The 12448-nt window shown below is 51.5% G+C and carries 10 protein-coding genes; 7 read left to right on the top strand and 3 right to left on the bottom strand.

Going from position 1 to position 12448, the window contains the following annotated elements; translation table 11 throughout:
• Positions 1 to 136: 136 nt before the first annotated feature.
• The 3 genes from ttrB to ttrA are packed head-to-tail and all read left to right on the top strand — an operon-like array spanning position 137 to position 4955.
• Positions 137 to 871 (top strand): tetrathionate reductase subunit TtrB, encoded by a 735-nt coding sequence (gene ttrB, locus RYZ59_RS07885; protein ID WP_005122827.1) that lies wholly within the window; start codon positions 137 to 139, stop codon positions 869 to 871.
• Positions 872 to 1897 (top strand): tetrathionate reductase subunit TtrC, encoded by a 1026-nt coding sequence (gene ttrC, locus RYZ59_RS07880; protein ID WP_318045969.1) that lies wholly within the window; start codon positions 872 to 874, stop codon positions 1895 to 1897. It begins immediately after the preceding gene.
• Complete coding sequence (gene ttrA / locus RYZ59_RS07875) at positions 1890 to 4955, top strand: tetrathionate reductase subunit TtrA (RefSeq protein WP_318045967.1); 3066 nt, start codon at positions 1890 to 1892, stop codon at positions 4953 to 4955. Before ttrC ends, ttrA begins: the two co-directional genes overlap by 8 nt.
• A gap of 78 nt (positions 4956 to 5033) precedes the next feature.
• On the opposite strand, the gene RYZ59_RS07870 is transcribed toward ttrA, so the two are convergent.
• The 3 genes from RYZ59_RS07870 to RYZ59_RS07860 are packed head-to-tail and all read right to left on the bottom strand — an operon-like array spanning position 5034 to position 7551.
• Complete coding sequence (locus RYZ59_RS07870; RefSeq protein WP_137383318.1) at positions 5034 to 5846, bottom strand: MetQ/NlpA family ABC transporter substrate-binding protein; 813 nt, start codon at positions 5844 to 5846, stop codon at positions 5034 to 5036.
• Between the two features lie 21 nt (positions 5847 to 5867).
• On the bottom strand, positions 5868 to 6536 hold the full coding sequence (locus tag RYZ59_RS07865; RefSeq protein WP_048211835.1) for a methionine ABC transporter permease: 669 nt from the start codon (positions 6534 to 6536) through the stop codon (positions 5868 to 5870).
• Entirely contained in the window at positions 6529 to 7551 is a 1023-nt protein-coding gene (locus RYZ59_RS07860; protein WP_318045964.1) for a methionine ABC transporter ATP-binding protein, read from the bottom strand. Before RYZ59_RS07860 ends, RYZ59_RS07865 begins: the two co-directional genes overlap by 8 nt.
• Before the next feature lie 508 nt (positions 7552 to 8059).
• Between RYZ59_RS07860 and RYZ59_RS07855 the strand changes: the two genes are divergently transcribed.
• The 4 genes from RYZ59_RS07855 to RYZ59_RS07840 all read left to right on the top strand — a co-directional run bounded on the left by RYZ59_RS07855 (position 8060) and on the right by RYZ59_RS07840 (position 12355).
• On the top strand, positions 8060 to 9286 hold the full coding sequence (locus RYZ59_RS07855) for a PfkB family carbohydrate kinase (protein WP_318045963.1): 1227 nt from the start codon (positions 8060 to 8062) through the stop codon (positions 9284 to 9286).
• Positions 9287 to 9298: 12 nt separating this feature from the next.
• A complete protein-coding gene (locus RYZ59_RS07850; protein WP_202038782.1) occupies positions 9299 to 10036 on the top strand; it encodes a glutamine amidotransferase in 738 nt (245 codons plus the stop codon).
• A 61-nt stretch (positions 10037 to 10097) separates the two neighbouring features.
• Positions 10098 to 10991, top strand: a complete 894-nt coding sequence (locus RYZ59_RS07845; protein ID WP_137383323.1) for a proline iminopeptidase-family hydrolase — start codon at positions 10098 to 10100, stop codon at positions 10989 to 10991.
• Positions 10992 to 11011: 20 nt separating this feature from the next.
• On the top strand, positions 11012 to 12355 hold the full coding sequence (locus RYZ59_RS07840; protein WP_318045961.1) for an APC family permease: 1344 nt from the start codon (positions 11012 to 11014) through the stop codon (positions 12353 to 12355).
• Positions 12356 to 12448: the final 93 nt, after the last annotated feature.

Raw genomic sequence — 12448 nt, 5'->3', positions numbered from 1 at the left:
GCCGAGTATGTGGTTAACCACAATAGAGTACCCCCATCACGATTTTTACACTGTAAATCATTGAGATTCTTTATTCATCACACGCAAATCAACGGCGTGACCAATGTTTCGTTGTTGCATCGTGACGGGAGAAAATATGGACAGCAGTAAACGGCAGTTTCTCCAGCAACTGGGCGTCCTGACCGCTGGCGCATCACTGGTTCCCCTGGCACAGGCCCAGTTTCCCTTTTCGCCTGAACGGCATGAAGGATCGCCTCAGCATCGCTACGGCATGCTGGTCGATCTGCGTCGGTGTATCGGCTGCCAGGCCTGCACCGTGAGTTGCGCGATTGAAAACCAGACGCCGCAAGGTGAGTTTCGTACCAACGTTAATCAATATCAGGTGCAACTTGAAGGCCAGCAAAGCGTCACCAACGTCCTGCTGCCGCGCCTGTGCAACCATTGTGATAACCCCCCTTGCGTGCCGGTGTGTCCGGTACAGGCCACCTTCCAGCGCGAAGATGGCATTGTGGTTGTCGACAACACCCGCTGTGTCGGCTGCGCCTACTGTGTGCAGGCCTGCCCATACGATGCACGGTTTATCAACCATGAAACGCAAACCGCCGATAAATGCACTTTTTGCGTTCATCGACTGGAAGCCGGCCTGCTCCCGGCCTGCGTCGAGTCGTGCGTTGGCGGCGCGCGCATTATCGGTGATATCAAAGATCCACACAGCCGGATTTCTCAAATGCTGCAGCAACATCATGACGCCATCAAGGTCCTGAAACCGGAAAGTGGCACCTCGCCGCACGTGTTCTATCTGGGTCTGGATGAGGCCTTTGTGACACCATTAATGGGGCGTGCCCAGCCCGCGCTCTGGCAGGAGGTTTAAATGAACCCTACCCTGATTATCGAAGAGGTTCTGACGCATCCACAGGACGTAAGCTGGTTACCCTGGGCGGTGCAATATTTCTTTTTTATCGGCATTGCTGCCTGCGCGGCACTGTTTGCCTGCGTGCTCCACTGGCGCAAAAAGGAGAGGCTGGAGTTAGAAAACCTCACGCTGCTGATAGCCCTGACCTGCGCGATTACCGCACCGTTGGCACTGACGGCTGATTTACACCAGACGGCACGCGTCTGGCATTTCTATGCCTACCCCACACCGTGGTCATGGATGCCGTGGGGGGCGCTATTTTTACCGCTGTTTACCGGGTTTTTAGGGCTGTGGTTTATCGCACAGCAGGTTAAGCGATTAACTGCAAAAAGTTACAGTGTCATGAAATGGTTGACCGTGGGCAGTGCGCTGTCGGCGATTGGACTGTTGGTCTATACCGGTCGCGAGGTCTCTATTGTTGAGGCGCGCCCGATCTGGTTCAGCTACGCCTTCCCGGTAGCGATGTTCCTCAGTGCCCTGCAAACATTCCTTGCCCTGCTTATCGCCACGGTGAAAAACGCAGGGACAACATTACCGCGCAAACTGGCATGGGGACAGATAGTCACGCTGTGCGCGCTGGCTATCGTGGTGGTGGTATGGGCAAGTGGCAACACGCTATCGGGGTCGGCAATTCGCCAGTGGCTGGATGTGGCGGCTTCCGCACGGCATTACGCCCTCGGCTGGATTGCACTTTGGGTTACCTCACTGGGTCTTTGCGCCCTGGTGTTACGCCATCCGTTATCACTGCCATTCCGTATTTCGCTGGCAATAAGTGCAATGGCATTGTGCTGGCTGATGCGCTGGACATTACTCATTCAGGTACAGACCGTACCGAAATTTAACGCCCAGTTTAACCCCTATACCCTGCCCGGTGGCACTGATGGCTGGCTGGCTATTCTTGGCACTTTTGGCCTGTGGGTCGCACTGATCATTATGGTTCGTGAAGCCCTGAACGCGATCGCAAGGAGAATGCAACATGGCTAATTTAACTCGCCGTCAGTGGCTTAAAGTCGGTCTTGCTGTCGGGGGCATGGTGACCTTCGGCCTGAGTTATCGGGACGTGGCAAAGCGTGCGATTGATGGTTTGCTTGACGGAACATCAGGAAAAATAACCCGCGACCGTATCTTTGGTAATGCACTCATCCCCGAAGCACATGCCCGGCCGCGCTGGCAACAGAACCCGCAGCAGGTGATCTCCATGACGCAGTGTTTCGGCTGCTGGACGCAATGTGGCGTGCGTGTCCGTGTTGATAGCGAACAAGGCAAAGTGTTGCGTATTGCGGGCAACCCGTACCATCCACTATCTCACGAACACCACATTGACTCCTCTGTTCCCTTTGCCGTCGCGATGGAACAACTGGCGGGCGAAACCGGCCTCGATGCCCGCTCCACCGCCTGCGCTCGCGGTGCAACGTTACTTGAAGGCCTGTACAGCCCACTGCGTATTCTGGAGCCAATGAAACGCGTGGGTAAACGTGGAGAAGGCAAATGGCAGCGCATCAGCTTTGAGCAACTGATCAACGAAGTGGTGGAAGGCGGCGATCTGTTCGGCGAAGGCCACGTTGACGGTCTGCGCGCGATCCACGATCCCGATACGCCGATTGATGCCCGACACCCCGGTTTCGGCCCAAAATCCAATCAGCTACTGGTCACCAATACCAGTGATGAAGGACGTGATACATTTTTGCGCCGCTTTGCCCTGAACAGTTTCGGCAGCAAAAACTTCGGCGCACATGGCGCGTACTGTGGTCTGGCCTATCGTGCCGGGTCTGGCGCGTTGATGGGCGATCTGGATAAAAATACCCACGTGAAACCCGACTGGGACAATGTCGAATTTGCGTTGTTTATGGGGACGTCTCCAGCACAATCCGGCAACCCGTTTAAGCGCCAGGCACGGCAACTCGCCAGTGCCCGTTTACGTGATGACTTCCGCTATGTTGTGGTTGCACCAGCCCTCCCCCTAACGACGGTGCTTGCCGACGATCGTGGGCACTGGCAGCCCGTACGCCCAGGGACGGACTCCGCACTGGCGATGGGGATGATCCGCTGGATAATTGAAAAGCAGCGCTATAACGCTGATTACCTGGCTATTCCTGACGTACAGGCCATGAAGCAGGTCGGGGAAAAAAGCTGGACCAACGCCACCCATCTGGTCATTACCGATGAAATTCCAACGCTCGCCGGTCAGCATTTAACGCTGGCGCATTTACGCGCAGACGCCGCCAACGAACCCACCGTCATTAACGAAGCCGGAGAGATCGTCGCCGCCAGCAGTTGCCAACGTGCCCAGCTGTTCATCTCCCGTGAAGTCACGCTGGCCGGGGGGCAAACGGTCACGGTAAAAAGTGGCTTCCAGTGTCTGAAAGAGTCCGCAGAGAAACTGTCCATGGCGCAATACAGCCAGCAGTGTGGCGTTTCTGAGGCAGACATTGGCGCACTGGCCGATGCGTTCACCCGTCACGGACGGAAAGCGGCAGTGATCACCCACGGCGGGATGATGGCGGGTAACGGTTTTTATAATGCCTGGTCGGTGATGATGCTCAATGCGTTGATCGGGAACCTGAGTCTCGAAGGGGGCGTGTTCGTCGGCGGCGGTAAGTTCAACGGTGCAACTGACGGCCCGCGCTACAATATGGACAGTTTTGCCGGGAAGGTGAAACCTAAAGGTCTGAGCATTGCCCGCAGCAAGACAGCCTATGAGTCTTCCGAAGAGTACCGCAACAAAGTCGCTGCCGGGCAATCGCCTTTCCCGGCCAAAGCGCCCTGGTATCCGTTTGTCGCAGGCCAGCTTACCGAATTACTGGTTTCAGCACTGGAGGGTTATCCGTATCCGCTAAAGGCCTGGATCTCCAACATGACCAACCCGTTTTATGGGATTGCGGGCTTACGCGGCGTGGCAGAAGAAAAGCTTAAAGACCCTGCGCGTTTGCCGCTGTTTATCGCGATTGATGCGTTCATGAACGAAACAACCGCGCTTGCGGATTACATCGTACCGGACACGCATAACTTCGAAAGCTGGGGATTCAGCGCCCCATGGGCCGGTGTCGCCAGTAAAGCCACCACCGCCCGCTGGCCCGTGGTCAGGCCCGCTACCCGTCAGACCGCTGACGGTCAACCCGTCTCGATGGAGGCTTTCTGCATCGCGGTGGCAAAACGCATTGGCCTCCCCGGCTTTGGCGACAATGCCATTACCGACCCGCAGGGCAACGTGTATCCGCTCAACCGCGCCGAAGATTACTATCTGCGGCTGGCCGCCAACATTGCCTTTATGGGCAAAGCGCCGGTGGCAGAGGCACGGGAAGAGGATATCACGCTGACCGGGGTGCAACGAATCTTGCCAGTAATGACCCAAACGTTAAAAGCCGATGAGGTGAGTCGCGTGGCGTTTATCTATTCGCGCGGTGGTCGTTTTGCGCCAGACAACAGTGGTCGGGTCGATAATCGCGTCGGTAATGCGTGGGAAAAACCGCTGCAAATCTGGAATGCGGATGTCGCGGCCCACCGTCATGCAATTACCGGCGAGCGCTACAGTGGCTGTCCGGCCTGGTATCCTTCGCGCCTCTCTGACGGGCGTTCAGTGGAGGAACTATTCCCTGAGCAGGAATGGCCGCTGAAGTTGATTTCATTTAAATCGAATACCATGTCCAGCGCGTCGGCCGTGATCCCCCGGCTGCATCATCTTAAGCCGGTCAATCTGGTGGCGCTCAATCCGCAGGACGGCAAGCGCTATGGTTTATCGCACGGTGATACCGTTCGCATCACCACGCCTGGTGGGCAGGTTGAAGCGCAAATCAGCTTACTGCAGGGCGTGATGCCGGGGGTAATCGCGATTGAGCATGGCTATGGACATAAAGAGATGGGTGCGGCGCAGCATACGCTCGACGGTGAGCCGCTGCCGTTTGATAAAAAGATAAAGTCGGGAATCAATATCAACGATCTGGGTTTTGCGGATCCGACACGAAAAGTGACCAACACCTGGCTGGATTGGGTTTCTGGAGCCGCGGTACGTCAGGGGCTACCCGCAAGGCTTGAGCGAGTGTAACTCGGGTGCCGGATGGCAACGCTAACGCGTTTTAACCGGCCTACAGCACAGCTGTAGGCCGGGTACGGCAAAAGCGGATCAGTTATTAACCGGGATAACCGCGCCTTTATATTTGGTGCGGATCCAGTCCTGGATCTCTTTTGAGTGCAGCACATCAACCAGCGCCACGATATCCTTTTTCTTCTCATCACCGCGATGAACGGTAATGATATTGGCATACGGGTTGTTTTCACCGCTTTCTACGGCAATCGGATCTTTCACCGGATCCAGCCCGGCGTCGATGGCGTAGTTGGCGTTAATCACGACCGCATCCCCTTCTTCATTGTTATACATCTGCGGTAACAGCGCCGCTTCAACGTTAGGTAAGAACGTCAGCTTTTTCGGGTTCTCTACGATGTCGCTAATGCGCGCCGTCACTTTATCCACCCCCGGCTTCAGCTTGATCACGCCCTCTTTTTCAAAAATCGACAGAATACGACCTTCTTCAGATACCGCATCACGCATGATCACCTTGCCGCCTTCCGGCAGATCCTTCAGTGACTTCACCTTTTTCGAATAGATACCAATCGGCTCGATATGAATCGCCCCGGCGCTGACGAAATCATAGGATTTGTCGCCAGCATGATCTTTAATCACGCTATTCAGGTACGGGATATGCTGGAAATAGTTGGCATCAATCTCACGACCCGCCAGGGCGGTGTTCGGCAGAATGTAGTCCTGGAATGGTTTAATCTCCAGGTCTATCCCTTGCTTCGCCAGAATTGGCTTGGCCTGCTCAAGGATCTCCGCATGGGGTACGTTTGACGCGCCAACGGTCAGCGTATCAGCCCAGGAAGCAAAGCTCAGGGCGCTTAAGGTTGCTGCTGCGAGTAATGTCAGTGATTTTTTCATAATGATGGTTTCCGTATTTTATTAGCGTTTATCTAACAGAGAGGTGATCACATCGCCGCAAAGCTGAATGATGAAGACGATGAGCAGAATCGTGACCGTCGCCACCAGCGTGACGTCGCTGTGGTTGCGCTGGAATCCTTCCAGGTAAGCCAGGTTCCCTAAACCACCGGCACCAATCACCCCCGCCATCGCGCTGTAGCTAACCAGGGCAATCAGCGTCACGGTGATCCCGGACACCAGAGCGGGTGAGGATTCCGGCAGTAAAACCCGAAAAACAAGCGTCGTCAGACGTGCGCCCATCGAGCGCGTCGCTTCAATAACGCCTTTATCTACTTCACGCAGGGCGATTTCGACCAGGCGTGCGTAAAAAGGTGCAGCGCCCACAATCAACGCGGGCAACGCGGCATTTGCACCGAGAATGGTGCCAACGATCGTTTTAGTAAAAGGTATTAACAACACGATCAGAATGATGAACGGGATCGAGCGGAAAATATTGACCACCAGCGAGATCGCACTATACAAAGCGCGGTTCTGGAATAGTCCACCGCGTGCGGTCAGGAACAGCGCCAGCCCGAGCGCAATCCCAAGGACAAACGTTGCCGCGCCAGAAAGCGCCGTCATATAGAGCGTTTCCTGGGTCGCTGCCAGCAGTTGGTCCCACTTCAGATGGGGAAACAGATCTTCAGGCATGTTGAATCACCTCGCCTTCAATGTCGCTGTGGCGCAGGTCGGCCAGAATATTGCTGAGTTGGTCTTCGGTAGCCACGACGTGCACCCAAAGCTGACCGAACACGCCATGCGCAGTTTGCGTCATCTTGCCGTGCAAAATGTTAAACGGCAGGCCATAGCGCAGGGTTAATTCCCCAACAACCGGCCGGTGAGTGCGCTGCCCGGTAAAGGTTAACTTGATCACGGCACCGCCCAGTTCGCTTGCCAATTGCGGATTAAACTCCTCTTCTTCGGTGTATTGGCTCACCTGCCGGACAAACTGTCGGGTAATCGGCTGCTGCGGATGGGTAAAGACAGTAAGTACATCGCCCTCTTCAACCACCCTGCCGTTTTCCATCACCGCGACGCGATCGCAGATTTTGCGCACCACATGCATCTCGTGAGTGATCAACACGATGGTTAAGTTGAAGCGACGGTTAATATCGAGCAGTAACTCCAGAATCTGATCGGTGGTTTGCGGGTCCAGCGCTGATGTGGCCTCGTCACAGAGCAGTACATCAGGAGTATTCGCCAGCGCACGGGCGATCCCTACGCGCTGCTTTTGGCCGCCGCTGAGCTGCGATGGATAGGCATTTTCGCGACCGCTCAGACCGACAAGGTTAATCAGCTCGGCCACCCGCGCCTTAATCGTTGCTTTCGGCGCACCGGCAATTTGCATAGAGAAAGCGATGTTTTCACTGACGGTGCGTGACCACAGTAAATTAAAGTGCTGAAACACCATGCTGATTTTCAGCCGTGCCTGACGCAACGATTCCCCGCGGGCGGCAGAAATATCGTGGCCGTTAATCGTTACGCTGCCGGAGGTCGGTTTTTCCAGACCATTGAGCAAACGTATTAAGGTGCTTTTTCCCGCCCCGCTGTAACCAATAATTCCGTAAATCTGCCCCTGTTCAACCGTCAGGTTGACGTTATCGACAGCGGTAATAGCAAGCCTGCCTGGCGTAAACACTTTCGAAATATTTTTCAGGACAATCATGTCGTTTGGGTATCCGCTGCTGCTTATTGTTATCCTGCTAGTGCTTTTAGCTATTTAGCAGTATGGATGTCCAAACGAGTGTAATCAGCGAGATGATGTTTTAAAATGAATTAAAACGAATTTGATATAACTTTAAGGAATATCCATACCGCAACAAGAGACTCAGCCCGCGGTCACTTTCACATCCGAGTGGGCTGACAGCATGAAAATTTTTCTGAAATATTTACTCACTGACTTTTAACTGGCCAAACCGTGGTTATTTAAAACTGAATCGAGCAAGCCAACACCTTTATAAGGAGCGTTCAAAAATTGCATCACTGAGATATGACAATCATCACAAACTATAGCCCCACAAGTGTAAGCATATAAGAACTAAAAAAATGAAACCGTCTTTTTATCCTGCGTGATAATTTGGTTTTGCTTCCGGTTTACAGCATGATCTGTGATTCATTTCACCACATGTCAACATTACTCTAAATACAATTCAACGAAATACACGGAGGCTTTAATGTTTAAAGAAGAAAGGCGCGCCACTATTCTTAACTTGTTGATCAAGGATCATAGCGTAAGCGTAAGTAAACTTGCCGTTCTTTTTAATGTTAGCCGGGAGACCATTCGTTCAGATCTTTATTATTTTCAGAAGACAGGAATGCTGGTGCGTTGTTACGGCGGTGGCATTGTTAATCGTCAGGCGTTAAGCAAACTTATTACTGAAAATAAAATAGATATCTCCGGCACTATAGCAACTCCGGCAAACAAAGATATTCGCTTACACAAAGAAGGGGCTAAAATGTCGGGCAAAGTTTGTATTTTAGGTTCATTTAATATTGACGTATCCGCCACTGTGCCGTGGCTGCCTCAGAGCGGTGAATCTATCCTCGCAAGCCAGTTCGGTTTTTATCCGGGAGGAAAAGGCGCTAACCAGGCTCTGGCCGCAAATAATGCGGGCGCTGATGTCCATTTTATTTTTAAAGTTGGCAAAGATCAGTTCAGCGCTTTCGCACTCAATCATATTATTCAATCGGGCATCAACTCTTATTGTGCCTATCAAACCGATGATGCCCCCACCGGGAGTGCACTCATTTATGTTTCAGCGGAGGATGGTGATAATATCATCGCCATCTATCCCGGCGCTAATATGACGCTGAGCAAACAAGAAATTAATGAACAGCAGGGTTATATCTCTGAAGCCAATGTCCTGCTGATGCAACTGGAGACAAATATCGATGCTATTGAAGAGTTCGTGCGCCTGGGTAAATTAGAAAACAAAACTATCATTCTTAATCCAGCACCCTATACTAAAAATATCCACCATTTATTATCTTCCATCGACATTCTGACACCTAATGAAACCGAGGCTTCATTTTTGTCAGGTATTACCATTGCCGATATTGATGATGCAAAAAAAGCAGGAAATATCATTCTGCAGTCAGGTGTTAAGAAGGTCATTATCACTCTTGGCGCGCAAGGATCATTGCTGTGCGAACATCACCGAACGTTGTTTATCCCCGCCTGGAGTGCCGTCGTCAAGGATGCCGCGGGCGCGGGTGACGCATTTAATGGCGCACTGGCCACCTCACTTGCCCGAAAATCAGACCTTGTGTCAGCCATTCAGTATGCCTCTGCCTTTGCTTCACTGGCAGTAGAACAAGAAGGCGCATCGAGCATGCCGCAACATGAGCAGGTACTGCACCGGATGCGCACTCAATCGCATGAAATTGTTAATATCAAATAATAGGATATCAGTATGAAAATTTTATTTATCGGCGAGTCATGGCATATTCATATGATTCATTCTAAGGGATATGACAGCTTCACATCCAGTAAATACGAAGAAGGTGCTGACTATCTCTTATCCTGTCTGCGCCAGCAGAATATTACTATCGACTATATGCCAGCGCATATTGTACAGACCCGTTTTCCGCAAACCGCAGCGGAACTCGAAGTATACGACGCGATCGTGATTAGTGATATTGGCAGCAATACCTTTTTGTTGCAAAACAAAACTTTTTATCAGATGAATATCATCCCGAATGCGTTAGCGCTGATTAAAGAATATGTCTCCAATGGCGGCGGTCTGTTAATGATTGGCGGATACCTGTCCTTCACCGGCATTGAAGCTAAAGCGAATTATAAAAACACCTTGCTGGCCGACGTTTTGCCTGTCGAAATGCTGGACTATGACGATCGCGTTGAAATTCCAGAAGGATGCAGCCCAATCAACACTGATGAACAGCATGTCATTACGCAAGATCTGACGCAGTGGCCCCCTTTACTCGGTTATAACAAACTGCGCGCCAAAGTAAACGCCACAACGCTGGTCAAAATAAATGACGACCCGCTATTAGTTCTCGGTGAATACAATAAAGGGAAAGTCGGTTGTTTTGCCAGTGATTGTGCGCCGCACTGGGGTAGTCCACAATTTATGCAATGGGAACATTACACGCCATTCTGGTGTAACGTTCTGCAATCAATTAAAAAATAAGCATCTGTCTGCAGGTGATTATTGAATCACCTGCCCTTTTCTCTCTGTATCGGTTAAAAATATGCAAAGTCACTACAAATATGGTGAAATGTTTTACGATGGCATATTAACCAGCTATCGTATCTACGGTGATCCGGCATCTTCATTAATGCCATTAATTATTTTACACGGCGGCCCATCAGGCGGTTTTGATTATCTTTTAAATTATCACCAGCTGTCAGATGATGGACGCATGGTGGTATTTTACGATCAATATGGCTGCGGTCGTTCCACGCATTTCCCGCTGGCGGAGGCCTCATTCTGGACAATAGAACGCTATCTTCAACAACTCCAGCAATTAATCTGCCATCTGAATATTGGCCAGCGATATTCATTACTCGGACACTCCTGGGGAGGCATGCTGGCAGCAGAGCATGCCTGCACGCAGCCGGAAGGATTAGGTGGTGTGATATACGCCAGCTCTCCTGCCAGCATCCCACTTTGGCAAAGTGAAGTCCTGCGACTGTTTAAAGAACTCACGGCTGGCGCGGATACAATGCCAGACGATGTCATTATGCAGGCAAAAATCTATCAGCACCCGCCTGAACAGCTTATTGCCTATTACGCCAGGCATGTTTATTCCCTGCAGCAAGAACCGCTGCATATTCAGCGTGCTAATGCGCAATTCGCCGCCGACCCCACGGCTTACCATATTTTGTGGGGCGCCAATGAGCTGGCGGTCAATGGCACGCTGGCGCAGTGGGATATCACCGATTCATTGCACAAGATTCAATGCCCTGGATTAGTCCTTCATGGCGAGCACGATCAGGCGACATCGCAGGTCGTTCAACCGCTTATTACCCATATAACCCACTGTCGGGGCGTCACGATTCCTGACAGCAGCCATAACCCGCATGAAGAAAATACCGGGCCTTGCCTCACTGCGGCCCGTGCGTTTTTACGCGCCCTTGATTAACACGAATTGAGGTATTTACTATGAGTAAACTCAAGAAGTTATCTCTTACAGATTTGGTGTTGTACGGGCTGGTATTTATGGTTCCGATCGCGCCGGTTTCTCTCTATGGTGTGGTATATAATTTATCTCACGGCATGGTCGCGCTGGTGTATATTATTGGCGCTATCGCGATGTTTTTTACCGCCCACAGCTATTCAACATTGTCAAAGCACATCTCCTCTTCCGGGTCGGCTTATACCTATGCGGGCGTGTGCATCAACCCCGCGGTGGGTTTTCTCACTGGCTGGATTTTGCTGCTGGATTATCTGTTATTCCCTACGCTGGTTGCCGTGCTCGGCGGTGTTGCTGTGCATGCCATACTTCCGCAAATACCGATTTGGCTGTGGCCGTTAATTTATGTGGCCATCGGAACGGGCATAAACTATTTGGGAATACAACAAACGGCTAAATTCGACAAGCTGCTGGTCTTTATTCAGCTCGGTATTCTGGCCATTTTTGTGGTGCTGGTTTTACGTCTGCTGATGCTCGATAGCAGCCATGTGTCATTCTCTTTCAAACCCTTTTTTGACTCTCAGTGGTTTACGCCTGGCTTAATTGCTACCGCTATCTCTGTTGCGGCACTCAACTTCCTCGGGTTTGATGCCATCAGTACCTTAAGCGAAGAAAGCGAAGGCGGCGGAAAAGCGGTCAGTAAGGCAACTCTTCTCGCCCTGATCCTGGCCACCGTGCTGTTTATTATTGTGGTGACGTTTGCCGCATTCGCCACTGGCAAAATAGACAGCTTTGCCGACGGTACTGCAACAAACGAAGCCTTCTTCACGATCGCAGGTGATGTTGGCGGTATCTGGCTTAAAGTCGCATTTTCTATCATCGTGGCGTTCGTTTGCGCGGTCGGCAATATCATTACGGCACAAACCGCCGTATCCCGCGTTCTGTTCTCTATGGGGCGCGACAAAATGTTGCCCACATTCCTGGCACACGTACACCATAAAAGAAAAACACCTGACTATGCCATTCTGTTCACCGGGGCTGTGACACTATTTCTTAGCTATCTGTTTTCCGGGAAAATTGAATCCATATCCACCCTTGTTAACTTCGGCGCGCTTTTCGCCTTCTTTGTGGTAAACCTGTGTGTCTTTGTGCTCTACAACGTAAAGATGAAAGAACATCGTCGCCTTTTCCCTCACGTGATCTCTCCTGTGCTGGGCATGGTCGTCATCGGTTATGTCTGTATGAATATGAACATTCACGCGCTGACGCTGGGGGTCATCTGGTCTGTCATCGGTCTGGCGATTCTGTGGTATCGGAAAGCGCATAAGCAGGACATCAATATCGATCTTGAGGGGCGAAAGCTACTCGACTAAGTCGTCTGAATACTGAGTTTGCAGCAGGTTATTTTTTCTTGTTGCGCAACACCGCCTGACATTAGGCGGTGTTTTGTTAACCAACCTGAAACA

Origin of the sequence: Citrobacter sp. HN-141 (genome assembly GCF_033341895.1) — a bacterium.
In the GTDB taxonomy this organism is placed as follows: domain Bacteria; phylum Pseudomonadota; class Gammaproteobacteria; order Enterobacterales; family Enterobacteriaceae; genus Citrobacter.
This window is presented reverse-complemented; position numbering and strand designations above follow the sequence as displayed.

Excerpts from the sequence above, each read along its gene's own strand:
- ttrB (WP_005122827.1), top strand. The coding sequence starts at position 137 with ATGGACAGCAGTAAACGGCAGTTTCTCCAGCAACTGGGCGTCCTGACC.
- ttrC (WP_318045969.1), top strand. The coding sequence starts at position 872 with ATGAACCCTACCCTGATTATCGAAGAGGTTCTGACGCATCCACAGGAC.
- RYZ59_RS07850 (WP_202038782.1), top strand. The coding sequence starts at position 9,299 with ATGAAAATTTTATTTATCGGCGAGTCATGGCATATTCATATGATTCAT.
- RYZ59_RS07840 (WP_318045961.1), top strand. The coding sequence starts at position 11,012 with ATGAGTAAACTCAAGAAGTTATCTCTTACAGATTTGGTGTTGTACGGG.
- RYZ59_RS07865 (WP_048211835.1), bottom strand. The coding sequence starts at position 6,536 with ATGCCTGAAGATCTGTTTCCCCATCTGAAGTGGGACCAACTGCTGGCA.
- RYZ59_RS07855 (WP_318045963.1), top strand. The coding sequence starts at position 8,060 with ATGTTTAAAGAAGAAAGGCGCGCCACTATTCTTAACTTGTTGATCAAG.
- RYZ59_RS07860 (WP_318045964.1), bottom strand. The coding sequence starts at position 7,551 with ATGATTGTCCTGAAAAATATTTCGAAAGTGTTTACGCCAGGCAGGCTT.
- RYZ59_RS07845 (WP_137383323.1), top strand. The coding sequence starts at position 10,098 with ATGCAAAGTCACTACAAATATGGTGAAATGTTTTACGATGGCATATTA.
- RYZ59_RS07870 (WP_137383318.1), bottom strand. The coding sequence starts at position 5,846 with ATGAAAAAATCACTGACATTACTCGCAGCAGCAACCTTAAGCGCCCTG.
- ttrA (WP_318045967.1), top strand. The coding sequence starts at position 1,890 with ATGGCTAATTTAACTCGCCGTCAGTGGCTTAAAGTCGGTCTTGCTGTC.